This window comes from Acinetobacter sp. GW821-FHT01C12 (assembly GCF_059422625.1).
In genome coordinates this window covers 109,235-132,908 of the sequence record NZ_JBWKXD010000009.1, presented here as the reverse complement: position 1 = coordinate 132,908, position 23,674 = coordinate 109,235, and the positions used below count along the sequence as shown (strand labels likewise).

Here is a 23,674-nt window from a genome sequence, read left to right as displayed (position 1 = left end):
GGAGTTTAAGATTGAGAAAGTAAGACTTAGGGATAGGGGAACATTTAGATGATTTTGCAAAAAATTTAAATGCCTCTACTTGGAAAAATTTGCTAGATGTAACAAAATGGAAAAATGGTGTAATGGATGCATTAAGTAATCCAAATGTTCCTGTTCATTTTAATTTGACTGATGTAAATGTATGGCAGGGTGTCCAACGAGCAGCATCTGGACGAGGAGGTGCAACTGATTGGGAACTTTTAAAAATTAAAGAAAATCCACAATTTTGGGATAAAATTACATTTTGGAATGATGGTAAAAAAGTAGATAATCCTTTCAAATAGTTAGGAGTGATTATTAATGATTGTTGATGATTATACATATAGAAATTTTCAGGTATGGGAATATAAAGTTAGTTTAGGTCAATTATTAATTAGGAGTCCTATGAATTCCTCATATAATACAAATATTGATCTAATTTTTATGGGGGTTGATTATATGGAGTTACCTAGATTTTTAAAAGGAATTAAATTTAAGCCCCCAACAGAAACTAATATAAATCATATTGAAAATATTTTAAAAAAACCTATTGAAAATATTTTAAAAAAACCTATTGAAAATAATACTTATATTTTATTTTCAAATGGTTCTGAATTTATAGTGGTAGCAAATTCTTTTAAAATTTCTGAGAATGAAATGGATATTTTTGATAGTCATTTTTAAATTTTCCTAAAATTAACATAATACGGCTTATGCGAAATGCTTGAATTTTTCCTATAAGCATCAATGTATTAGCCTAAGCCGTTCTAGGGTTCAGCGCACTAGAACGGCTTTTTCGTGATTTTTCACGTTCCACGCTTTTTTAATCCAATTTTTACATAATTGAAAATCATAAAGATTTTTTTGATCAAATATTTTTGAACATACTAGATTGAATCGCTTTTTACTGGTTTGGTTAAAACCCTCTAACTTCCAATGGCTCATCCTGAGTATTTGGAACATGACCAAAGATGTACTTATTCTTAGTTTGAAAGAATATATCAAAACTTTGGCTCATTAAGGGATCATACTGGCTTTGATTCTGATAAATCGGTGCTATTCGATTGATGTAGTAATTTACACAAACCGATATATCCAATTGTTTAATGGCAACTAGTTCGTTTTTATAGCTAAATATCTATGAATCAAGCAGTCATTTACTTCAAGATCTATCTAAAGGTTTTTTGTGCGTCATATATTGCTTTGTGTTATATTTGAATTCAAATGTAACACATTGGAGCTGAAACTATGACAGAAGCGACTTTCACATTCCGAGTGGATGAGTCTTTAAAGAAAGAGTTTTCTAGTTTTGCGAAAGATATGGATCGTAGCGGAGCGCAATTATTACGTGATTTCATGCGCGATTTTGTAAAGCAACAACAAAAAGCGGCATCTTATGATGTCTGGTTTCAAAAGCAAGTACAAATTGGCTTAGATCAGGCGAATGCGGGGAATCTGATTTCTCATGAGGACGTAGAAGCTAAATTTGCTGCAAAACGAGCTGCAACATTGGCACGGTTGACTGCTAAAAAGTAATGAATATTCTTTGGACCGTAGATGCACAATTAGATCGTGAGAGAATCTATGATTATCTTGATGAAAGGAATCCACTTGCTGCAATTGAATTAGATGACTTAATTCGAGAGAAAGTAAGTTTACTGGCCCATAATAATCTCATGGGACGAATTGGACAAAAGAAAGAAACAAGAGAATTGGTTGTTCATCCACACTATGTTGTGGTGTATGACATTGTAGATACAGTCCGTATTTTAAGAGTCTTACATACATCGCAACAGTGGGATGCTAATTAGAAATAATTTAATTTGATACAAAAAGGTTATCAAAATTTAGGAAATTATTATTTGAGACATGGTTTAGAATTTATTTTAAACAATAAATTATTTTATAGCCAAAGAGCCCTCTATTAAAGAAAGACCCTTATAGAACCTTCCTTTATTTAAAAATTAACCAAGATTGAGTTATACAGCTTCCACAACTAAAAACAGCAAATCATCATTTATTCTCCTTCAACTTCCAATTCTGCTGTCACATCTACATTTGTTGGTTCGATAGCGGAACGTACAATAGGTGCTGAATAAATCACGTTGGGTTTATGTTGAGCATTAAAGACCAATTGAAAAACATCTGGACGAGAATAATGCCCAACAGGATCTGCTGCATTTTTGGCAAAAATAATATGATTAAGATCAATGTCAGCGATTAACAGACCCTCTTCATCTTCGGCAAGTGGTTTGACAAGATCACCGCCATCAGGGCCATAAATTCGTGATGCACCGCCACCAGTTTTTAGTAACTGTTTCTTTGTGTCATCGCTACATAAAGCGTCAATCATTTCCTGAGAAACCATCGCACAAGATGCAAGCACAAAACATTGTCCTTCAGCTGCATACAGACGTGAAGCAGCATTGTTGACTTCTGCGCCCAGTGCGGCAGTCATATCCGTATATAAGCTAAAACTAGGCCATGCTGCGATATGGATTTGTTCGTGCTGTGAATACATTGCATAACGGTTTAAGGGCTGTAAATGTTCCCAGCAGCACAGTGCTCCAATGCGACCAAGTGCAGTGTCATAGACTTGCAGAGAACTACCATCACCTTCACCAAATAAAGTCCGCTCTACATGGGTGGCTTTTAATTTTCGACGTACAGCGATGGTTTCACCATGATGATCAATAATCCATTGGGAAATATACAGACTGCCATGATCACGCTCACTCAAGCCTAAAACCACATGCATATTATGTTTTTTTGCAGCATCTGCAATTTGTTTGGCTTGGTCGCTGTTAAGTTCAAGAGAGTTGAGATGGTATTGATATACCCACGGCATATTTGCAGCGGGAGAATCTAACCATAAAAACCAGGGATAGCCAGGAATCCAAGTCTCTGGAAAGGCGATAAGTTCGACCCCTTTTTCTGCTGCTTCAGCAATAATTTTGATGGTTTTGTCTACGCTTCCTTGTAAGTCGAGAAATACAGGAACCGCTTGTACACAAGCGACTTTAATTGAAGTTTTCATGAGTGATCCTTTCTCAATAACTAAGCAATATTGCACTTTTGGTTATAGAGCCAAAGATTGATCAGGGGGTATGCTGAGCAGGAACAAAACATAGATCTATACGGAACTAAAAATCCAAATAATGATTTCAAATGTAAAAGAGATAAATTTTGCTTGATCTCAAAGTTAGGGGGCACTGAGTTGAAGGTTTACAAATTATGCTAAACGGATTAGCTTTATTGTATAAGCGTCTAAGAATAAGAGAGACAATGATGTTTAACTATGACACAAGGCGTGTCAAAAATAAGCTGCAACGTGACTATTGGCAGGATGCGATTAGTCAAGTATTTGTACCATTGACCTGTAATGTTTCTGTACAGGATGGCTTTTTTGGTGCTTTGTCTGCAAAACATATAGGCAATATTCAACTGGTTGAAATCAAAGGCTATGGTCAACATGTTGAACGGCATGCTTCCAATATTAGACATAGTCATCATGATGAGATTTTATTTATCTTCCTGATAGAAGGTCAAATGGGCGTTCAGTATCATGGTCGTGAACAATGTCTCAGCCAAGGACAATTTATTTTTCATGACACCCAGCAGCCGTATGATTTGTATTTGAATGGACAATTCAATCAACTAGTGCTCATGTTCCCACGTGAACAATTTCAACAGTATTTTGGGCGACCTGACCAGTTGTGTGGTCATGCTTTTGGTGAGGGGCATCCACTGAAAATTTTATTACTAAATTACGCACATGATTTATTTTGGTTTCCTGAGCAGGCTTCAACTGAACTTCAACAGGTGGTACTGCATAAATTTTTTGATTTACTGCGTTATGTGGTTCTCGATCAGATCAAAGACAAAACGCCTCGATCCAGTAGCCACAGTATGCTCGTGCAGATTAAGCATTTAATTCTGGAGCATTTAGACAATAGTGGGCTGAGTATTCATGATATTGCTCAAGATCTTCGTATTAGTTCGCGATATATCAGTAAACTTTTTCAACAGAATGAAACCACATTTGGCCGTTATGTAATGCAAAGCCGTCTGCAATTAGCCAAGAAGATGTTGATACAGACCAATGAACATACGCATAAGATTAATCAAATTGCCTATCAGTGTGGTTTTGATGATATGTCGAAATTCTCACGTGAGTTTAGAAAACATTATGGTATATCGCCGAGTATGATGCGAAAGATTAACTAAATAGAACTACAAAAGAGTGAGAAGTAAAATTACCGATAAGATGATTGCTAAATTTCTCATTTTTAAGCCTACAAGATCCAAACTGAAATTTTATTCATTCGTTTCAGAGCAATTTTAGATGGCTTAAATGCACTTTAGCAGTGATTTTAAGCGCTGAATCAGATCATGTAGATTTCATATGATGATTAGATGAATTATTCTGATTTTAATAAGGCGTGATCAATCTTTATAGGCGATGCAAACCATAAAGCAATATTGTTTATAGGGGCAAAGTGGGTTGACTTGTTGTAGGATCCTTACTATAACTTATTTATAATAATTTTAGCGATACTACAATAATGGAAAATAAATCAATCACATATAAAACTTTATGGGTCTTTGCACTCATTCTAAGTTTAGGATTCATTATCTCAGCAAGTGTCATGAGCTATGCACTTAAGCAGTTTAATGGTGAAAAAAATTCAATAGTGGTCAAAGGGTTGGCTGAAAAACCCATACAAGCGGATCTAGCGCGCTGGGAGATTCATCTGCAAACCAGTCGTGCTTCAGACAGTGTTTCAGCCGCCTATCAATTGTTAGATCAAGAAATAAAAGCACTACAAGATTTCTTTATTGAGCACGGGTTTAAGGCAACAGAAATGAAACTGGGTAATAAAAGCTCTCAACCCTATTATGAAGAAGTGAATCAAGGCGAGGGGAAATTTACCCGCGAGTTTAGAGGCTATACTGCGATGCAATCACTAGTGATAAATAGTCGTGATATTCAAAAGATTGAGAAAGCCGCAAAAGATGCGTATTTATTAGATGAAAAGGGGATCTCCATCGAGCAAAAACCGCAGTATTTGGTGTCGAATCTAGAAGAAATAAAAATGTCATTGATCGCCAATGCAACTAAAAATGCGCATAGTCGTGCCAATGAGTTTGCAAAAGTCGGTGGGGTAAAAGTCGGTGCGATGCGTTCTGCAAGTCAGGGTGCGTTTTATATTTTACCTGAAAGTGGTTCTGATGATGATAGCGATTATGGCGGTGCTTATGATAAAGCCACCATTAATAAAATTGCGCGGGTTGTCGTGACCATCAATTATGCGATTGATTGATACAGCATTTAAATTGATAAAAAGTGCAGTGTTAAAAAATGGGAGCTAGACTCCCATTTTTTATATTCTTAAATCGCAAAATCAATCACAGCACGAATCACACCTAAACTTAGACCAATAAATGCACCCACCACAACACCATTAACACGGATCATATGTAAATCACCGCCTACCTCATTTTCAATCTTGGCGATCATTTCGGTAGAGTCCCATTCATGGATACGTTGACTAATAAACTTAATCACTTTCTCACTATATTGGTCACTTAAATTGATGGCAATTCCGCTGATTCGATCATTCAGCAATTCTCGTACTGACTGATTTTGCATCAAGTTTTCACCCAGCTGTTGAATGGCGATACGTAAATTCATGGCAATACCCGAGTCTGCTTTAAGCAAGTCAGATTTAACCGCATCACATAAAATCACCACAGCACCAGTAATAAAGTTGAGTACCGGTTCGCTGTCTAAAAGGGCATTCTTGGTTTCATTTAAGCTTATGCTGGCATGACTATTGTTATCCGCCAATTGCAACATAAGCTCATGTGCAGCTTCTTCAATTTTTTGACGAATAGGATGCTCCTGATCAGCAAGCATGGATTCCACTTTTTCAATCACTGAATCAATGGTCCGTTGCTCAACATCAATCCCAATCCAGCTGGCACCTTTGGCAAGGCGGGAAACACCAAGCTCTTTAAACATGGTTTGAGTGATTTCACGGGTTTTTTCAGGATGGGTCATCATCCATTCATGGGCAATATCCAGTCCACGTTGTAATACATCTTGATGGAAATCATTTTCTAAAACCGCACGCAGCATTTCACTTGCCAATTGGTTCATTCGAGTATTTCGAACCCATTGCACACTGTTGTTTTGAATAAAGCGTCCAATTTGATCCTGCCCGACAAATTCGAAAATTTTCGGAACCGTTTGCTGAATCACATCCACCACTTGACCGTTATTTTTAGGATTGGCCAGCCATTGACCCACAGCAAAACTAAGATCAATACTTTTTAAACTACGTTCAACAATTTGTGGAGAGAGAAAATTCTCTTGGACAAATTTACCCATCGATTCCGCAATACGTGCTTTATTACGTGGAATGATTTCGGTGTGATCTTTGAGGAATTTAGGAATGGGAATTTTCCCAAAGGGATTACGAAACAATACGGTAATCGCATACCAATCGGCTAAGCCACCGACCACGCCAGCTTCAGCACCCAGCATGAGAATATGAATAAACCAAGCATATTCAGGCATCAGTTTGGCGGAAATGATCAAAGCAAACCATGCGACAACAGCCACCACCAAGGCGATGGTCGCAAAGCGTTTGCTTCGATCTAAGTTTGGAATTTCATTGAGAACTTCACTTTGTTCAATTCCGCTCATTCATTTTCCTAAATCGATTTCAGCATTTTTATTTCGTTGATGTTACCGCATCAGGCTGTGGTTGCAGTACTTGTCCTGTCGGACTAACACCATATTTTTGTCCTAAAGATTGCAAAATCAGACGAGCGTCAAATGCATCATTCGGTGATGATTTTTTATCTTTATAACATTCTATCGTATAGGAAATTTGCACAGGGTCAATGGTCACCACTTGTGGCATATCATAAAATGGGTCATTCCAGAACACAGGATGACGACGATAGCCCCAGCCATATGGATAGTAGTTTGATGATGGGTAAACTACCGCTTTACGAGGCGGTTGCTGAGTGCGATTACTTGGGTCATCTAAAACCTTGAAGTAAGTAAACCCATTTAAAAGCGTGGTTTGTGCGGCTTTAACAAGGTTAATTTCTTCAGCTGTTCCAAAACTCATATTGCTATTGCCTTGGAAGCTGATGCGATAGCTATGATCGTTAAGTGGAACCGTAGTGTATTGCCCAAGCTGGTCAAAGGTACGTGGTTTGCTTGGTGTCGTCGCACAACCTGTTATGGTGAGCGCCGCTGCAATAGTTAGACCAATGAGTACTTTGTTCATGTGTCTCTCCTTTCCATTCTTTTGGATGGAATTTAATGAATTTATAATCCTCAGTATATTGTTCTAAATTGATGGACTGACAATGAATTTCAAGAAGAATTTTGTTAATTCAGGATGATACTCAACAAGATAAATGACTGTTCACGTAAAATTTAAACAATAAGCACGGTATTATGCGTATTTAATCCATGATAAAAAATAAAGACTGTTGAGAGTGAAGGCTGTTGAGAGAGGGTTAAATGAGTATTCAAATTAAAGGTTATATTGCAACAAGCGCAGATGGTTATATCGCAACACTAGATGGTTCTGTAGCGTTTTTAGCGCCATTTCAAAGTATTGACTGTGGATATGATGACTTTATCCAAGATATCGATATTGTGATTATGGGGCGTAAAACATATGAAGTGATTTGTTCTTTTGGTGAGGCGTGGCCTTATCCAAATCAGAAAGGATTTATCGTCACTTCTTAATCCTGATTTAGCTTTAACTCATGCCTCGCTTTCGCGATGGAACTTAGCTGTGGATGAACTTGTTGAGCACCTTAAACAGAATTATAACGGCAATGTCTGGATTGTCGGTGGAACACAATTGCAGAATACTTTTATTGAACAGAAGCTGCTTAATACCTTAGAGGTTTTTATCATGCCTGTTCTTCTTGGAAAGGGCATACCGCTATTTCCAAGTTTTGACTCGCATGAACAGCAGTTAAAGTCCATACATGCAGAAATGATTGAAAATACCATTATTAAACACAGCTATGTTTTCTAACGCTTGTTGTTTCTGATGGATCAGCATGCTTTGATGTGCTGGTCAAACAGCTTATGCAAAATATTTCTGCATAAGCTGTTTAGATAAAAACGATTAGGATTAAAAATGACTATTCGGCTGTTTTAAAAATTCAATTTCTTCTGCCGTTGAGCTTCGCCCTAAAATTTGATTACGGTGAGGATAACGCCCAAAACGATCAATAATCACTTTATGCTTTTTCTCAAAATCTAAATTGAGTGGATTGCCCAGCTCTTCAAAAAGTTGCAAAGCTTGGATATGGATAATTTTTGATTCACTATGCATAAATGGCATATACAGGAATGAACGTTGTTCGGGGCTTAATTGTTGATCTAAATTCAGCTGAATTGCTTCCTGTGCTAGCGCAAGTGCCAAGGCATCTTGTGCAAAAGATTCAGCATGATCTCGATACAAATTACGCGAGAATTGATCTAAAACAATAATTTCAGCCAAGCGACCTTCTGCTGTGGCACGCCAAGTCCATAGCTCACAATGTTTGGCTTGATCCAAGGTATGTGCAAATCGCTGGTGCAAAGTTTGATCGAATGCGTCACTTTTTGCGAACCAAAATGGTTGAGTTTCTTCACTAAACCAAAAATCGATAATTTCTTGATAATTCATAGTAGTTACAATTCTTTAGTGGTAATTTTTCTATAAAATCACAAATTTTAGATGTCTTGTAGAGGTAGTTTGTGTTAAAAACTTTTCCGAAATAAAGTGAATAATTCATTTAAAACAACGATGCTTATACGTGTATATCGATAAATAACGTTATACTGCGCGCATCAAAACATTTTATTTTAAAAAATTCTTTAAGATAAGCGAGTAAGTATGAGTCAACCCGAAACGATTTCCCAATCTTTAGTACCAAATTGGGTGGATTCTACCTTATTCAGAGGCATGTTACGTGGCATCGAACGTGAAAGCCTGCGTATGCAAAGTAATGGCTTTTTATCACAGGCTGATCATCCTCAGTCTTTAGGCTCAGCCCTAACACATCCGCATATCACCACAGATTATTCAGAAGCTTTGATGGAGTTTATTACACCTCCCAAAGAAAGTATTCCTGAAGCGTTAAGCTTTTTAACCGATGTACATGCTGTTGTGCATCGTCATTTAGAAAATGATGAAAAGCTATGGACTTTGTCCATGCCATGTATGCTGGATGACAAAGAAGAAAATATCCGTTTGGCGCAATATGGCACATCCAATATTGGTCAATTCAAAACCTTATATCGTCATGGTCTCGGCATTCGTTATGGGCGCCGTATGCAGACGATTTCGGGTGTGCACTATAATGTGTCTTTCCCAGATGCGTTATTTGAACAATTACAACAACATGAAAGCAATGAAGCGCTTAAAGCCTTAAGCCTGCAAGACTATCGCAGTCATCGTTATCTTGGGTTGATCCGTAACTTTATTCGTTTAACTCCTCTCGTGATGTATTTGGTAGGTGCCAGCCCTTCAGTCTGTAAATGTTTTATGACAGGCCGTGAACATCAGTTGTTGCCTTTAATCAAAGGCACATTATTTCTACCTTATGCCACAGCATTGCGCATGGGGCGTTTTGGTTATCAAAATTCCGCACAAAAACAATTGGGTATTCATTACAACAATTTAGAAAGTTATGTGGCTGAATTACAAAAAGCGGTCAATTCACCTTATGCGCAGTTTAGTCATTTAGGTTTAAACGATGCCAATGGTCAGCCGATTCAAATTAATGATCACGTCTTACAAATTGAAAATGAATACTACAGCTTAGTCCGTCCAAAACAAGTGCCACAAGCAGGGGAAACGCCATCTCAGGCCTTGTCAAATCGTGGGATTGGCTATGTTGAATTACGCGCGGTAGATGTAAATCCATACAGTGCGATTGGTATCGATGAGGATACAGCAGGCTTCTTGGAAGTGGTTGCATTGTATTGCTTGCTTAAAGAAAGCCCAGATTTATGGGATGAAGAACAAGATATTATTGAGCAAAATCAGGCTGAAGTGGTCAATCGTGGTCGTGCGCCAAATGCGAAAATCATTGAAGCGGGTGTTGAATATCCATTACTTGAGTGGATTCAACAGCATATCACTGCCATGCAACCACTTGCAGATCTACTCAACCAATCCTATGCAACAGATTTATATCGTCAAGCATTGACGGTGATGCAAACACGTATTGATGATGTGGATGAAACACTATCAGCGCATGTGATTGCCGATACTGTAGAGCAAGGTGGTACATGGAATTTTGGTGGCTATATGGCCAATCAACATATCCAAAGTTACGAACAACATGTATTAAGTCCAGAAACTTTAGCGTATTTTGAGGGACTTACTCGAACATCTCTCGCAGAACAACAGCAACTTGAACAAAATACAAGTATAAGTTTCGAGGATTATCTGAGTAAATTTAGATAAAGCATTAATTAGATAATGAGGAAGTTCCATGCAATGGCGTAGTTATCGCTTCGTAAGTGGTCTTTTATTTTTGGCAAGTGTGATTGGTATGTCATTTGCGCTCTATTTAGAGCATGTACAAGGGCTTGAGCCATGTCCACTATGCGTATTTCAACGTATTGGATTGATTGGTCTAGGGCTAATTTCATTGATTGCCTTTTTGCATAACCCAAAAACAAATGTATTTAAACGCATTTATAGCGTTTTGGGTTTAGCTGCGATTTCTTGGTCAGTTGGTGTTGCCGCTCGGCATGTGTGGCTACAGAACCTACCTAAAGATCAGGTTCCAAGTTGTGGTCCAGGTCTGGACTATTGGGTCAACACTTTACCTTTAAAGGCTGTGTTTGAAAATGTGCTTAAGGGTTCTGGCGAATGTGCCATGGTCGATTGGACTTTCTTAGGACAATCTTTACCTGTTTGGTCATTACTGTTTTTCAGTGTATTGGCATTGATCAGTCTATGGCAGTTGTTTAGAAAGTACTAATTTAAAAACATTAAGAGCCAGTCTAAACTGGCTCTTTTTCATATAAACTTCAATTATTTATAAATCAAGCAAAATCATGAAACATATAATAAATTTAGCCGGGATCGGCATACTGGTCTGTTTGGCTACAGCACAAGTCTCTGCAAAACCAGCCAGCAAAGTGGTCAGTAAAGATGTGTCTTGTCAGTTTAAATCTGAATTTGACGACACCATTCCAGCCGATGTTTCCTATATCAAATTGGGTGCTCAGCCATTTAAAAAATTTATTGTCAATCCAGATTATTTTTCAAGTCGAATTGAAGACTGTCAATTACATGGTGGCAGATACTACGTATTGTCTGTGTCGCAGAGCCATCCTGCTAGAACGCTTGCTCAGTCGTTGATTGAGGTGACGCAATTTGATTTAACAGGCAAAAAGCTCAGCCAAAAATTTTATAATAAAGCTTGGACTTGTGAATTAAAACAAGGTTTTATTGTAAAAAATCAACGCTTATTGATCGATACCCAATGTGCAGAAAAATCAAACTTTGATGAATATGGTGACATGGTTGATCCTCAGCAGAACAAGTCTTATCAAATTGAAGTGAAATAGCAAAAAAGGCTGATTGAAGATCAGCTTTTTTTACAATTAGGTCTCAACAATCCCTTGCATACTTTCTAATTTAATCAAATATTTGCGAATTTGTTCTTCTGCCAATTCATCATGGTGCGGATAAAACCATTTGGCAATTTGTTCCGAAACTAAAGGATGATATTGAATCTCAAGATGGTTTAAGCCATAAAACACAGCTTTATGCGATTCAGGTAATTTCAACTGAAAACGTGGGTTTGGGTGTTCACCTAAGGCACTTTTAACACTGACCAGATAGTCGCCAATCACTTTTAAGGTGCGGTTTTTGCGGTTTTCAAATTCCAAGGTACCTGCAATTAAAAAGGTATTGATATGCGATGGTAGCGGAGCTGGTTTGCGGTTGTCATCCATCAAGCCAATACGGGCATTGTTATGCTCCCAGTCATCATCTCGAACACTTCCATAACGCAAGTCTAAGATGCCATTACTGCGGATATTGACGATATGACTGATCATTTTAACAATCGGGAAATTACCCACTTTCTCTTGCATGGCAAATCCGAAACGTTCTAATAACGCACCATGATGCGGGGAGCCAATACAAACCAGATTCTCAACCATGTGGAACCACTGATGCATGTTTTGTTTGCCATAGAACAGCGCACTGCGAGAAACCAAGCCACCCATACTGTGGCCAATTAAATCAATGCTGGTAATGCGAGGGTTACGTTTGATTAAATCTTCTAAAAGATTTGCCAATGAACGTCCATTGGCTGAAATTCTACGTCCAGTATTGTAGTGAAAATACAACATGGTGTTGTGATCACGTTGCGCCAAGAGTTTCTCACCAATACCGCCATTGTTACGATTGGTCCAGTCTTGATAATTCATACATAAACCGTGAGAGAAAATCACCACACGGCCAGCCAAATCACCTTGCTGTAATGAACCATAATGATCATAAAGCACAGGTGACAGTGCGAGCGGATTATGAGTTGCCAACAAATAATCACCCAATACCCCATTTAAAACACTGACCAAAAAAGTCATATGAGAGGTCAATGGCTTATCATGTAAATTTGGGAAACGTTCAATGGTTTTACGTAAAATTGGGGCAATCAGGTGGCTACCATAATTTTGCAATGCGTGATAACCAAATTGATAGAATTTATCGACAATTGGACGGGATTGGAATCGTTTGGCTTTTTGTTTACTTAAGCCAAAAATACTCAGCAACATTTCACGTTGAATCGACTGGATGAAGTCTTGAACCATGCCACTGAGTGGCGTACTCACTAACTGCGCTAAACCTTCTAATACGTCGGCCTGACTTGGAGGCGAACGATCCCACTTACAATAGGTTTCGTGTAAAGGGGTTAAGCTTGGCATTGTTATTTCCTCATCCATATTGATCTGGAACAAAGACTTTATTTTTGCTGTAGATCAATGTATAAATCCCTAGGCAATCATCTTATCTTGTTCATCCTGAACGCTATTTAAAATACCGATAATTGCGATTAAGTTTTAGTTTTTTGTCGGACAATATCCTGACATATACAAATTAAAACAATAATGTGATTTGAATCACATTAAAAACTAAAACATTGGTGGTAAAAAAGCAAACTATTTTCAATGAATATTATTTATTTACATGGTTTTAAAAGTAGTCCTTTATCAATAAAAGGGCAACAACTAGATGATTATTGTCGATGTTATTCATCGCATAGTGTGCATTTGCCTGATTTAAACCAGCATCCGCAACTGGTTTTAGATCAAATTTCAGCGCTCATTGAAAAATTGCCTGATGTTGCACTGGTGGGGAGTAGCTTTGGTGGCTTTTATGCGACACAATTGGTCGCAAAATATGGTGTGCCTGCTGTTTTAATTAATCCAGCTATGCGACCATGGCAATTGTTCAGTAATTTATTTGGAATTGAACAGATTCCCTATAAGATCAATGAACAATGGACTTTAGATCGTTTACAACTTGACTACTTGGAAGCGATTGCCGTGCCATTTGTACAAGATGCAGACAAAATACTGGTCTTATTGCAACAAGGTGATGAAGTTTTAGATTATCGTGACGCTGAACGGTATTATAGTGCAGCTCCACACACATCATTGATCATGACAGAAATGCATGGTAATCATGCGATGGAAGATTTTGCAGATAAAATACCCATGATTCTGGAATTTTTATCATACTCCGTAAAATAAAAGGAAAAAACTCAACGTGTCTCAATATACGGCCCAATCACTTGAAGTATTATCTGGTCTAGATCCTGTACGTCGCCGTCCAGGTATGTATACCGATACCACTCGTCCAAACCATTTGGCGCAAGAAGTAATTGATAATGCTGTCGATGAGGCACTTGCAGGACATGCCAATAAAATTACTGTCACGGTATATAAAGATGGTTCGTTGTCGGTCGAAGACAATGGCCGTGGTATGCCAGTCGATATTCACCCTGAATACGGACAAAGCGGGATTGAAATTATCCTGACGAAACTGCATGCAGGCGGTAAATTTAGCACCGATAACTATCAGTTTTCGGGCGGTTTGCATGGTGTTGGGATTTCCGTGGTCAATGCCTTGTCTGATCGTGTTGAAGTTGAAGTTCAACGCCACGGCAATCTTTATAAAATGGCGTTTGAACATGGTGAACCTGTTGCGCCTTTAGAGATTTTGGAAGGTAAAGCACCAAAACGTGCTACGGGGACAACAGTACATTTTTGGCCAGAAGCGAAATATTTTGACTCTCCTAAATTTGCTTTAAAAGCGTTAAAACATAATCTCAAAGCCAAAGCTGTATTGGCTGCTGGTCTACAAATTAATTATATTGACCAGATTAATGACGAAAAAATTGAATGGCAGTTTGAAAATGGTCTCGTCGACTATTTGATGGATGAATTACAAGATCGTGAAATCATTCCAGATCCTGCCTTTGTTGCAACGGGTGAAGCTGAACGCGCCAGTGCTGAGTTTGCAATTTGCTGGAATGCTGAGGGTGGCGAACAAATTCAGGAAAGTTATGTGAATTTGATCCCAACGGCACAAGGGGGAACCCATGTAAACGGGTTACGCTCAGGTGTTACCGATGCGATGCGTGAGTTTTGTGAGTTACGTAACTTGTTGCCACGTAATCTGAAATTATCTGCTGAAGATGTTTGGGACGGGGTCAATTATATCCTGTCGCTTAAATTCCAAGAGCCACAATTCTCAGGACAAACCAAAGAACGTCTTTCAAGCCGAGAAGCATCTAACATTGTTTTAAATATTGCCAAAGATGCTTTTGCACTCTGGCTAAATCAAAACTCTGAAGTGGCCATGCAATTGGCTGAGATTGTGATTGCGAAAGCGGGTCGCCGTTTAAAAGCAGCAAAAAAAGTTGAACGTAAAAAGATTGTTGCGGGTCCTACCTTGCCCGGAAAACTATCAGATTGTGTGGGTCATACCCTTGAAGAATCTGAACTGTTTATCGTCGAAGGTGATTCTGCCGGTGGTTCTGCAAAACAAGCCCGCGATAAAAACTTCCAAGCGATCATGCCAATTCGTGGGAAAATTTTAAATACTTGGGAAGTGTCTTCTGACGAGGTGTTGGCCTCTCAAGAAGTGCATAATATTGCGATTGCGATTGGCGTAGATCCGGGCAGTGATGATCTTTCCGAATTACGTTATGGCAAAATTTGTATTCTTGCCGATGCCGATTCAGATGGTTTACATATCGCGACCTTGCTTTGTGCACTCTTCGTCAAGCATTTCCCTGCAATGGTCGATGCTGGGCACCTATATGTTGCAATGCCACCATTGTTCCGTATCGATGATGCCAAAGATGTTTATTACGCGCTTGATAACGAAGAGTTAGAAGCTATCTTAAAGAGAGTTAAATCTAAAAACCCGCAAATTACGCGATTTAAAGGTTTGGGTGAAATGAACGCCAGTCAATTGCGTGAAACCACCTTAGATCCAAATACGCGCCGTTTGGTGCAGTTGGATTTGGACGACACGCATCACACAACAGGCTTACTGGACAAATTACTTGCTAAAAAAAGGTCAGGTGATCGTAAAGACTGGTTAGAGCAAAAAGGTAATTTAGCTGATTTGAGTGTTTGATTGCTGAACTTATGCATATTTAAAAAATGATGCCTCAGAGCATCATTTTTTTTGATACCTCTGAAACATCGCATTGATGCAAACAGAATTACATTCTTCGTCGTACAAATAATTTCTGCATTATCTTTCTATTTTTTCTCCTATTCTTTTGCCTCTACGCCATACATCTCAGGGATTGGATTATCCCGTCAAAAATCGTTTGGTGCTGTAAAGCAAAATTTATCCCAAAAGCCCTAAAAATTTAATTTTGGGTAAATTTTTTGCACTCTCATCGCTCATTTTAAACAAAAAAAATCGCACTTAATTTGACCAGTGTGGCTTTTAATCTCGCATTTTCACTTGCTAAGTGCTGGCTATATTCAGTGATTGAAAGGCATTTGATGCCTATCAATGTATCTTCAACTTATATAAAAATAATAGCAGTTAATATTTTGATTTTATTATTTTTTATCAGGAAAAATATTCAACGATAAAATCACAAATTCTCCACTTGGCATAAAAATTGAATTAAGCCTGTCAGGTAAAAGCAAAATCGCGCATTCAAAAATGCACCAAAAGGTTTGGAGAGAAAAAGATGATGTTCCAACAAAAAATGTTTTCAAAAACACTTCTCGCTGTGGCAATGATGGGGAGCATTGCGCTGACAGCTTGCTCAAAACCCGCAGATAAAACAGAAGCGAAACCCGCAGCAGAAAATAAATCGGCAACTGCTACAGGCGGTGACACAATTAAAGTGGGCATCTTGCATTCATTGTCTGGAACCATGGCAATCTCTGAAACATCGCTCAAAGATACGGCACTGATGGCAATCAATGAAATTAATGCCAAAGGTGGGGTGATGGGGAAAAAGCTTGAGCCTGTTGTCGTTGATCCTGCATCAGACTGGCCATTATTTGCTGAAAAAGCCCGCCAGTTGATTACTCAGGACAAAGTCGCTGTCATTTTTGGCTGTTGGACTTCAGTTTCACGTAAATCAGTGTTACCAGTTGTAGAGGAGCTCAATGGTCTGTTGTTCTATCCAGTGCAATACGAAGGGCAAGAACAGTCTAAGAATATTTTCTATACAGGCGCAGCACCCAATCAACAAGCGATTCCTGCTGTTGAATACTTAATGGGTGAAGAGGGAGGTAAGGCACAACGTTTTGTTCTATTAGGTACCGACTATGTTTACCCGCGGACCACCAACAAAATCTTACGCGCATTCTTAAAGTCTAAAGGCGTTGCCGATGCAGACATCATGGAAGAATACACACCATTTGGGCACAGTAATTATCAAACCATCGTCGGCAATATTAAGAAATTTGCTGCTGGTAAAAAGACCGCGGTTATTTCCACCATCAATGGCGATTCTAACGTACCGTTCTATCGTGAATTGGGTAACCAAGGCATAAAAGCTTCGGATATTCCTGTGATGGCCTTTTCAGTCGGTGAAGAAGAATTACGCGGGATCGACACCAAACCATTGGTCGGGCATTTGGCATCTTGGAACTACTTTATGTCTGTGAAGAATCCAGTGAATACCGAATTCGTCAATAAGATGAAGCAATATGCAGTGGAATATAAGCTACCCAATGCCAGTAAATTGGTGACCAATGACCCAATGGAAGCCACCTATGTTGGCATCAATATGTGGAAACAAGCCGTTGAAAAAGCGGGAACAACGGATGTAGATAAAGTCCGTGAAGCGATGGCAGGTCAAAGCTTTAAAGCACCGTCAGGCTATACCTTAAGTATGGATGCTACTAATCATCACTTACATAAGCCTGTGATGATTGGACAAATTCGTGGTGATGGGCAATTTGATGTGGTTTACAAGAGCCCTCAACCGATCAAAGCGGAACCATGGAGCCCGTACATTCCTAAATAAAGACTTTACGACCCCAAAAGCCCGCTATATGCATAGTGGGCTTAACTGATGACTCAACTTTAAAGGTCATTGTATTTAAACAAAAATAGGGGGAGTTGCACATGTCACTTAGACTGAAACTTGCAGCACTTTTTTTTACGATCTCTCAATTATTTCTTATTCAACAGATTTTTGCTGAATCTGTGCATATCGCGCAATCGTCATCCGCTCAGCCAGCGGCAAGCCATGATGATGCCATTCAAAAATTTGTACGTGCAGATTTTGCAAAGCGTCGAGCGATGCTGAATCAATGGCCAGCAAGTATAGACGAGCTTGATAAGCTGGTGGCCTATGTCGAAAACGACGAGCTTTATACCGACAGTTCGGGCAATACCTACATCATGAAAGCTGGCGATAAACTGTTCAGTTATCCAGATGAACAGGCAATTACTGATTGGCCAAGTGATTTAAATCAAGTGACGCTGGTCAATACCTTGCACAAAGCCTTAAGCTTTGGTCAGGCGAAGATCAAGTTACAGTCCACAGATGCATCACAGCGATTGGCTGCGATTGATATTTTGGAAAATAATTTAGATGAACTGGATATTAAGGTCATTAACCAACTTTATCTCAATGAAAAAAATAATAAAGTGAAGGCACGTTTAGCTCAGTTAAAAGCACGAATTGATTTTAATAGTCCAGATACGCTCACCAAAATTCAGGCGGTTAAAACGCTAAAAGATTCTAGTCGTCCTGATGTTTTGGCGATCATGGAACAAGCGCTAACACAGCCAAATTTAAATCCAGAATTAAAGGCTGCATTGGTCAGTGCGCAAAGTAGTATTAAAACCCGCATTCAAGCCAGTGAATGGACAGGACATGTTTTTTCAGGCCTCAGTACTGCAAGTATTTTATTGCTCGCAGCATTAGGACTGGCGATTACTTATGGCTTACTCGGTGTGATCAATATGGCGCATGGCGAGTTGATCATGATCGGTGCTTATACCACTTATGTGGTGCAAAGTTTCTTTAAAACCCATTTGAGTGCTTATGTGGATTGGTACCTGATTGCAGCAATTCCAGCAGCATTTCTAGTCAGTGCTTTGATTGGCATGTTGATAGAACGAACTGTGATTCGCCCATTGTATGGCCGTCAGTTAGAAACTCTGTTGGCGACCTTTGGTGTCAGCCTTATTTTGATGCAATTGGTCCGGATGATTTTTGGTGCGCAGAATGTGGAAGTATCAAATATTTCATGGCTGTCAGGCGGGATTTCGCTTACACCTAGTTTGATGCTGCCGTATAACCGTATCGCGATCATCGTCTTCACCATCGCTGTATTACTTTTACTGGTTTACCTGCTCAATAAAACCCGATTTGGTCTATTCGTCCGTGCAGTCACGCAAAACCGTCAGATGGCACGTGCTGTCGGTATTCGCTCTGCACGGATCGATATGATGGCCTTTGGACTGGGTTCAGGACTTGCAGGGCTGGCAGGCTGTGCCTTGGCACAAGTCGGCAATGTCGGACCTGACCTAGGGCAAAATTATATTATTGATGCTTTCCTTGTGGTGGTTGTGGGTGGCGTTGGTCAGGTTTGGGGCGCTGTGCTTGCCGCATTAGGTTTAGGTGTAAGTGGAACAATTCTCGAAATTGGTATGGGCGCAGTGCTCGCCAAAATTATTCTCTTGGTTCTTGTGATTCTGTTTATTCAAAAACGCCCACAAGGTTTATTCGCTATCAAAGGTCGTTTTGTGGAGTAAGCCTATGAAAATCACATCATTACTTTCAGATAAACCCTATAGTGCAATCGCCATAGCTGTATGTTTCGCTGTGATGCTGATTTTGCCGTGGTTTCATGTGTTGCCACAAGATTCCGCTTTACACCTCTCAGCATACTGGGTGACTTTGATTGGCAAAATCATGTGTCTCGCCTTGGTTGCACTGGCTTTGGATCTGGTTTGGGGTTATGCCGGCATTCTAAGTTTGGGGCATGGATTATATTTTGCTTTGGGTGGTTATGCTTTTGGTATGTACCTGATGCGAGAGTCAGCAGGCGAGCAATTGCCTGACTTTATGCGTTTTCTCAGTTGGACTGAGCTGCCTTGGTACTGGGTCGGAACCCAGCATTTCTTATGGGCTTTGGCTTTGGTGATTTTGGTACCAGGCGTGATTGCCTTTATCTTTGGATTCTTTGCATTCCGTTCCAAAATTAAAGGTGTGTACTTTTCGATTATCACCCAAGCCATGACTTTTGCTGCTGCACTGTTGTTCTTCCGCAATGAAACAGGTTTTGGTGGGAACAATGGCTTTACTGGATTTAAAACCATTCTTGGGATGGATATTACCTCTGCTTCTATGCGAGCAACATTGTGTTTCCTCACAGCCTTAGTGTTGTTACTCAGCTTTATCGGCTTACGTAGTTTAATGAATAAGCCTTATGGTCGAGTATTGGGAGCAATCCGTGATAGTGAAAACCGTTTGCAATATTTAGGCTATCGCACCCTGTGGTACAAACTCTCGGCATGGGTTCTTTCTGCGGTGATTGCCGGAGTTGCTGGTGCCTTGTATGTCCCACAAGCAGGCATCATTAACCCAAGCGAAATGAATCCTGTGAATTCGATTGAAATGGCGGTTTGGGTTGCGGCAGGTGGTCGTGGCACATTGATTGGCCCAATTCTAGGTGCAGGTCTGATCAATGGAGTTAAAACCTACTTTACCGTTGCATATCCTGAAATATGGTTATTGATCCTTGGTGCATTATTTATCGTTGTAACCATCTTCCTCCCTAAAGGGGTGATTGGATTGCTTGAGCGCTTTAAAAAGGAGGATCACTAATGTCAGAGCTATTGTCAGATTTGGGCTTAAATTCGCAGCATGGTGGTCAAATCGGTGAGGGTTATGGTCGTCCTAAAGCTGAAGGTGCTGATTTCAGTCATGGTATTGCGCTTTATTTAGAGAAAGTCAGTGTATGGTTTGATTCTTTCCGCGCTTTAAATGATTTGTCTCTTTACATTGAAGAAGGGGAGTTGCGCTGCATTATTGGGCCAAATGGTGCGGGAAAAACCACATTGATGGATGTCATCACTGGTAAAACACGTCCTACCGAAGGTTCTGCCTTTTTTGGTCAAAACTATGATCTTGCCAAAATGAGTACAGAGCAAATTGCAGAAGCGGGTATTGGTCGTAAGTTTCAGAAACCAACTGTATTTGAAAATTTTACCGTGATGGAAAATCTGCTCCTTGCTGCACCAAAAGACAAAACCGTGAAAAAAAGTTTTTTTAGCAAGTTAAGTTCCGATGCACAGTTGGCTTTGGATGAGTCTTTGCAACAGATTCGTTTACAAGAGTTTATTCAAAAGCCTGCGGGATTGTTATCACATGGACAAAAGCAGTGGCTAGAAATTGGCATGCTGTTGATGCAAAGACCTAAACTGATTTTGTTGGATGAGCCTGTAGCGGGAATGACCGATGCTGAAACTGAACGCACAGCAGAGTTATGTTTGGAATTAAAAAAGAATCATACATTGGTTGTGGTCGAGCATGATATGAGCTTTATCGACACCATCAGTGAGAAAGTTACGGTTCTGGCACAAGGTGCCATTCTTGCAGAAGGAACCTTGGCGGAAGTACAAGCCAATGAAGATGTGATTGAAAAGTATTTAGGACGTTAAGGGGAGCAATATGCTAGAAATAAAAGACGTCAATCAATTTTATGGGGGCAGTCACATTCTCCGTGATGTGACTTTAACTGCACCGATAGGTGAGTGTTCTGTGGTTTTAGGACGGAATGGTGTGGGTAAAACCACCTTATTAAAATGTTTGATGGGAATTTTACCGATTAAGTCTGGGCAAATCTTATTGGATGGCAAAGACATTGCTAAAATGAGCCCTGAACAGCGTGTACGCGCGGGTTTGGCCTATGTTCCTCAAGGGCGTGATATTTTCTCAACCCTGACTGTAGAGGAAAATATTTTGATCGGCATGGCAAAGTTTTCAGGCGCAAAAACCCGTAAAGTTCCTGAGCATTTATATGAGATTTTTCCTGTCTTAGACGAAATGAAACATCGCCGTGGCGGTGATTTATCGGGTGGTCAGCAACAGCAATTAGCCATTGCACGTGCTTTAGCATCGGAGCCGAAAGTTTTGATTTTAGATGAGCCGACCGAAGGAATTCAGCCTTCGATTATTAAAGATATTGGTCGAGTGATTCGCAAATTGGCTGATGGTGGCGAAATGGCGATTGTACTTGTAGAGCAATTCTATGATTTTGCCGAGGAGCTGGCTGATAACTATACCGTGATGGCACGTGGTCAAGTGATTGCACAGGGCATCGGTGAAGAAATGCCTGAAAAGGGGATTCGAGATTTAGTGGCGATTTGATGGTTAATGAGGAATGAAGCTCTCAACTTATAAAATGAATAGTGAGAACTTCATTCTTTTCAACCCTTGTATTCGATTAAGGCTAAACGAATACACATGAAAATAGTCTAGATTTCTGTATTTTCATTCCACAGAAAATAACCACCATATTGGCTTGACCTGAATTCTCCACCCACAGTTTTACCTTGTTCAGTCAAATAATGTTTACCGCCATCGTTTAAAGTTAAAAAACCTTTTGCTACAAGTTTATCTAATAATTCAGGCGTTTTAAGCTTATGTTTAGCAGCAAGTTTTGAGGAAGTTAATTTACTCGAATTCTCTAATAGCTCTTTTGAATTATCTTCCACTTCTTCTGTTTTTACTTCATCAAGAGAAATTCGAACCTCATCGCTAATACGAATGATACGTTGAGCTTCTTCATAGGCATCTTTATAGACGTCAGTATCATCTTCTTTATTGATTAAGATCCCCATTTCATTATTATTTACTTGGCTAAATTCATATAAATTTAAGCTGGAAATAATGCAACTTGTTTCATTTAAATAACATTTAGCATGAAGATTTTTGCAGAAACTTACTCGAACATAATCTAATTTTTGCATCCATTTAATTTCATCAGGATGTAAATCGCTTTTCCCATAAATGATCCGAATATCAATTTTTAAACGATTTTTATCCTCTAATAATTCTTTGATACGGTCATTAAGCCGAAGATAAGGGCTAATTAAAATCAGTCTTTCTTTTGCATTTTTTATCAATTCTTCTAAGAAAAAATTTGTACCGCTCGTATTTAGAAATTTTGCCATTTTTCACCCAATTATTATGTATTAAGTAAAGGATATTAAAGCATATAATGCAACAAACTAAACTATTTTGAATTCCGAATCAAAATTTTATTGAGGCTCAACTTTCTGATAATAGCCTGTTGATGAAACATTCATACCAAAGCCACAATCGGCTTGTTCATTTAATTCTTTCACTTCAATAAAATTGCCTAAAGAGGCGTTATAAGTGAAATTGATGTCAATTTGACAATTTTCAAAACGATAGCTTGCTTTCTTGGCATGAAGAGGCATTTCTGTTTCAAACTCGCCAATATTTGGGCCATAAATCAGGCTTCGAGCACCCATCCATAGACCAGTGAATTGAATGAGATATTTCTGATCACGTTTTTTAATGGTGATATTGTTCCATTCGCCAAAACCTGCATAACTGGCATATTCTCCTGTTAAGTCATTGTTTGGTTTTGGTGTTACTAACTTTTTTAAATTAAATTGACTGGTTTTTGTGGGTTTAATTTGAAACCACGCTCTTGCCCATAAGGGTTGATTGAGTTTGCTATACGTTAAACCCACATTATTATTGGCAATGTCGATGTCATTATCTGAAACCCGAATGCCAGTGTCTTCTTCACCCACAGACTGACAAAAAGCACTCCAAGATGCTTGTCTTTGAAACTGATCAAGCGCTTTTTTATAGTTTTTCTGGTCGTAAGATTTTTGTCCCAATTTACGATATTGACTAAGTTTGGCACAACCCTGTTTTATATTTTGTTCATCGTAGTCAGCAGCATGGCTTGCTGTATTAAGTATCAATGCAAATGGTGCCAATAGACTGATTATCATTTTATTCATCGATATTCGCTCTGAAGTTCAGCAATATTGTTTATGGTTATACAACAAATTTTAAAAAAGCGACAAAAAAATTTACGACGGAT

At 39.1% G+C, this 23,674-nt stretch carries 24 protein-coding genes and 1 pseudogene; 18 read left to right on the top strand and 7 right to left on the bottom strand.

Features of this window, described 5'->3' with window-relative positions:
• The first annotated feature begins 122 nt into the window (after positions 1–122).
• The 4 genes from AC07WY_RS17430 (at position 123) to AC07WY_RS17415 (ending at position 1,829) form a co-directional block, all read left to right on the top strand.
• Positions 123–323, top strand: a complete 201-nt coding sequence (locus AC07WY_RS17430) for a hypothetical protein (RefSeq protein WP_494736823.1) — start codon at positions 123–125, stop codon at positions 321–323.
• A gap of 16 nt (positions 324–339) precedes the next feature.
• The gene (locus AC07WY_RS17425; RefSeq protein WP_494736822.1) at positions 340–702 is read left to right on the top strand and encodes a hypothetical protein; all 363 of its coding nucleotides are present in this window, start codon (positions 340–342) and stop codon (positions 700–702) included.
• Positions 703–1,266: 564 nt separating this feature from the next.
• The gene (locus tag AC07WY_RS17420) at positions 1,267–1,554 is read left to right on the top strand and encodes a CopG family ribbon-helix-helix protein (RefSeq protein ID WP_494736821.1); all 288 of its coding nucleotides are present in this window, start codon (positions 1,267–1,269) and stop codon (positions 1,552–1,554) included.
• Positions 1,554–1,829, top strand: a complete 276-nt coding sequence (locus tag AC07WY_RS17415; protein ID WP_494736820.1) for a type II toxin-antitoxin system RelE/ParE family toxin — start codon at positions 1,554–1,556, stop codon at positions 1,827–1,829. Before AC07WY_RS17420 ends, AC07WY_RS17415 begins: the two co-directional genes overlap by 1 nt.
• A 206-nt stretch (positions 1,830–2,035) precedes the next feature.
• Here the strand turns inward: AC07WY_RS17415 and AC07WY_RS17410 are convergent, their stop codons facing one another.
• Positions 2,036–3,055 (bottom strand): carbon-nitrogen hydrolase family protein, encoded by a 1,020-nt coding sequence (locus AC07WY_RS17410; RefSeq protein ID WP_494736819.1) that lies wholly within the window; start codon positions 3,053–3,055, stop codon positions 2,036–2,038.
• 248 nt (positions 3,056–3,303) lie between these two features.
• On the opposite strand from AC07WY_RS17410, the gene AC07WY_RS17405 reads away from it, so the two are divergent.
• Positions 3,304–4,245 carry an AraC family transcriptional regulator gene (locus AC07WY_RS17405; RefSeq protein WP_262084802.1) on the top strand — a complete coding sequence of 314 codons (942 nt, stop codon included), beginning with the start codon at positions 3,304–3,306 and terminating at the stop codon, positions 4,243–4,245.
• 338 nt (positions 4,246–4,583) lie between these two features.
• On the top strand, positions 4,584–5,342 hold the full coding sequence (locus tag AC07WY_RS17400; RefSeq protein WP_494736818.1) for an SIMPL domain-containing protein: 759 nt from the start codon (positions 4,584–4,586) through the stop codon (positions 5,340–5,342).
• Between the two features lie 68 nt (positions 5,343–5,410).
• Here AC07WY_RS17400 and AC07WY_RS17395 read toward each other — a convergent pair whose 3' ends face one another.
• Together AC07WY_RS17395 and AC07WY_RS17390 are read right to left on the bottom strand one after the other, a co-directional pair.
• Positions 5,411–6,730 (bottom strand): DUF445 domain-containing protein, encoded by a 1,320-nt coding sequence (locus AC07WY_RS17395; RefSeq protein WP_004718689.1) that lies wholly within the window; start codon positions 6,728–6,730, stop codon positions 5,411–5,413.
• A gap of 28 nt (positions 6,731–6,758) precedes the next feature.
• Positions 6,759–7,325 carry a CC0125/CC1285 family lipoprotein gene (locus tag AC07WY_RS17390; RefSeq protein ID WP_004718687.1) on the bottom strand — a complete coding sequence of 189 codons (567 nt, stop codon included), beginning with the start codon at positions 7,323–7,325 and terminating at the stop codon, positions 6,759–6,761.
• A gap of 239 nt (positions 7,326–7,564) precedes the next feature.
• Between AC07WY_RS17390 and AC07WY_RS17385 the strand changes: the two genes are divergently transcribed.
• Together AC07WY_RS17385 and AC07WY_RS17380 are read left to right on the top strand one after the other, a co-directional pair.
• Entirely contained in the window at positions 7,565–7,795 is a 231-nt protein-coding gene (locus tag AC07WY_RS17385; RefSeq protein ID WP_494736817.1) for a dihydrofolate reductase family protein, read from the top strand.
• A 49-nt stretch (positions 7,796–7,844) separates the two neighbouring features.
• Positions 7,845–8,093, top strand: a complete 249-nt coding sequence (locus AC07WY_RS17380; RefSeq protein WP_262084804.1) for a dihydrofolate reductase family protein — start codon at positions 7,845–7,847, stop codon at positions 8,091–8,093.
• 99 nt (positions 8,094–8,192) lie between these two features.
• Here the strand turns inward: AC07WY_RS17380 and AC07WY_RS17375 are convergent, their stop codons facing one another.
• Positions 8,193–8,732 carry a DUF924 family protein gene (locus AC07WY_RS17375; protein WP_004718682.1) on the bottom strand — a complete coding sequence of 180 codons (540 nt, stop codon included), beginning with the start codon at positions 8,730–8,732 and terminating at the stop codon, positions 8,193–8,195.
• Positions 8,733–8,942: 210 nt separating this feature from the next.
• Between AC07WY_RS17375 and gshA the strand changes: the two genes are divergently transcribed.
• From gshA to AC07WY_RS17360, 3 genes are all read left to right on the top strand, one after another.
• The gene (gene gshA, locus AC07WY_RS17370; RefSeq protein ID WP_262084805.1) at positions 8,943–10,520 is read left to right on the top strand and encodes a glutamate--cysteine ligase; all 1,578 of its coding nucleotides are present in this window, start codon (positions 8,943–8,945) and stop codon (positions 10,518–10,520) included.
• A gap of 28 nt (positions 10,521–10,548) precedes the next feature.
• Positions 10,549–11,043 carry a disulfide bond formation protein B gene (locus AC07WY_RS17365; RefSeq protein ID WP_004818338.1) on the top strand — a complete coding sequence of 165 codons (495 nt, stop codon included), beginning with the start codon at positions 10,549–10,551 and terminating at the stop codon, positions 11,041–11,043.
• Positions 11,044–11,119: 76 nt separating this feature from the next.
• Complete coding sequence (locus tag AC07WY_RS17360) at positions 11,120–11,635, top strand: hypothetical protein (protein WP_419335720.1); 516 nt, start codon at positions 11,120–11,122, stop codon at positions 11,633–11,635.
• A gap of 36 nt (positions 11,636–11,671) precedes the next feature.
• Here the strand turns inward: AC07WY_RS17360 and AC07WY_RS17355 are convergent, their stop codons facing one another.
• Complete coding sequence (locus AC07WY_RS17355; protein WP_004818342.1) at positions 11,672–13,003, bottom strand: PGAP1-like alpha/beta domain-containing protein; 1,332 nt, start codon at positions 13,001–13,003, stop codon at positions 11,672–11,674.
• Between the two features lie 243 nt (positions 13,004–13,246).
• Between AC07WY_RS17355 and AC07WY_RS17350 the strand changes: the two genes are divergently transcribed.
• The 7 genes and pseudogenes from AC07WY_RS17350 (at position 13,247) to urtE (ending at position 21,957) form a co-directional block, all read left to right on the top strand.
• Positions 13,247–13,831: a YqiA/YcfP family alpha/beta fold hydrolase gene (locus tag AC07WY_RS17350; protein WP_151957493.1), complete on the top strand. Its 585-nt coding sequence runs from the start codon at positions 13,247–13,249 to the stop codon at positions 13,829–13,831.
• 16 nt (positions 13,832–13,847) lie between these two features.
• The gene (gene parE, locus AC07WY_RS17345; RefSeq protein ID WP_096732563.1) at positions 13,848–15,728 is read left to right on the top strand and encodes a DNA topoisomerase IV subunit B; all 1,881 of its coding nucleotides are present in this window, start codon (positions 13,848–13,850) and stop codon (positions 15,726–15,728) included.
• A 577-nt stretch (positions 15,729–16,305) separates the two neighbouring features.
• Positions 16,306–17,595, top strand: coding sequence for an urea ABC transporter substrate-binding protein (urtA, locus tag AC07WY_RS17340; RefSeq protein WP_034611328.1), 1,290 nt, complete (start codon positions 16,306–16,308; stop codon positions 17,593–17,595).
• A gap of 227 nt (positions 17,596–17,822) precedes the next feature.
• Positions 17,823–19,337: pseudogene (urtB, locus tag AC07WY_RS17335) on the top strand (urea ABC transporter permease subunit UrtB); the annotation flags it as partial.
• 4 nt (positions 19,338–19,341) lie between these two features.
• Positions 19,342–20,412: an urea ABC transporter permease subunit UrtC gene (gene urtC / locus AC07WY_RS17330; RefSeq protein ID WP_262084808.1), complete on the top strand. Its 1,071-nt coding sequence runs from the start codon at positions 19,342–19,344 to the stop codon at positions 20,410–20,412.
• The gene (urtD, locus tag AC07WY_RS17325; protein WP_410004151.1) at positions 20,412–21,248 is read left to right on the top strand and encodes an urea ABC transporter ATP-binding protein UrtD; all 837 of its coding nucleotides are present in this window, start codon (positions 20,412–20,414) and stop codon (positions 21,246–21,248) included. The genes urtC and urtD overlap by 1 nt, the downstream gene beginning before the upstream one ends.
• Before the next feature lie 10 nt (positions 21,249–21,258).
• Positions 21,259–21,957 (top strand): urea ABC transporter ATP-binding subunit UrtE, encoded by a 699-nt coding sequence (urtE, locus tag AC07WY_RS17320; protein WP_151957495.1) that lies wholly within the window; start codon positions 21,259–21,261, stop codon positions 21,955–21,957.
• 107 nt (positions 21,958–22,064) lie between these two features.
• On the opposite strand, the gene AC07WY_RS17315 is transcribed toward urtE, so the two are convergent.
• Positions 22,065–22,763 carry a phospholipase D family protein gene (locus AC07WY_RS17315; RefSeq protein WP_154129934.1) on the bottom strand — a complete coding sequence of 233 codons (699 nt, stop codon included), beginning with the start codon at positions 22,761–22,763 and terminating at the stop codon, positions 22,065–22,067.
• A gap of 87 nt (positions 22,764–22,850) precedes the next feature.
• Positions 22,851–23,591, bottom strand: a complete 741-nt coding sequence (locus tag AC07WY_RS17310) for a hypothetical protein (RefSeq protein ID WP_494736816.1) — start codon at positions 23,589–23,591, stop codon at positions 22,851–22,853.
• Positions 23,592–23,674 lie beyond the last annotated feature (83 nt).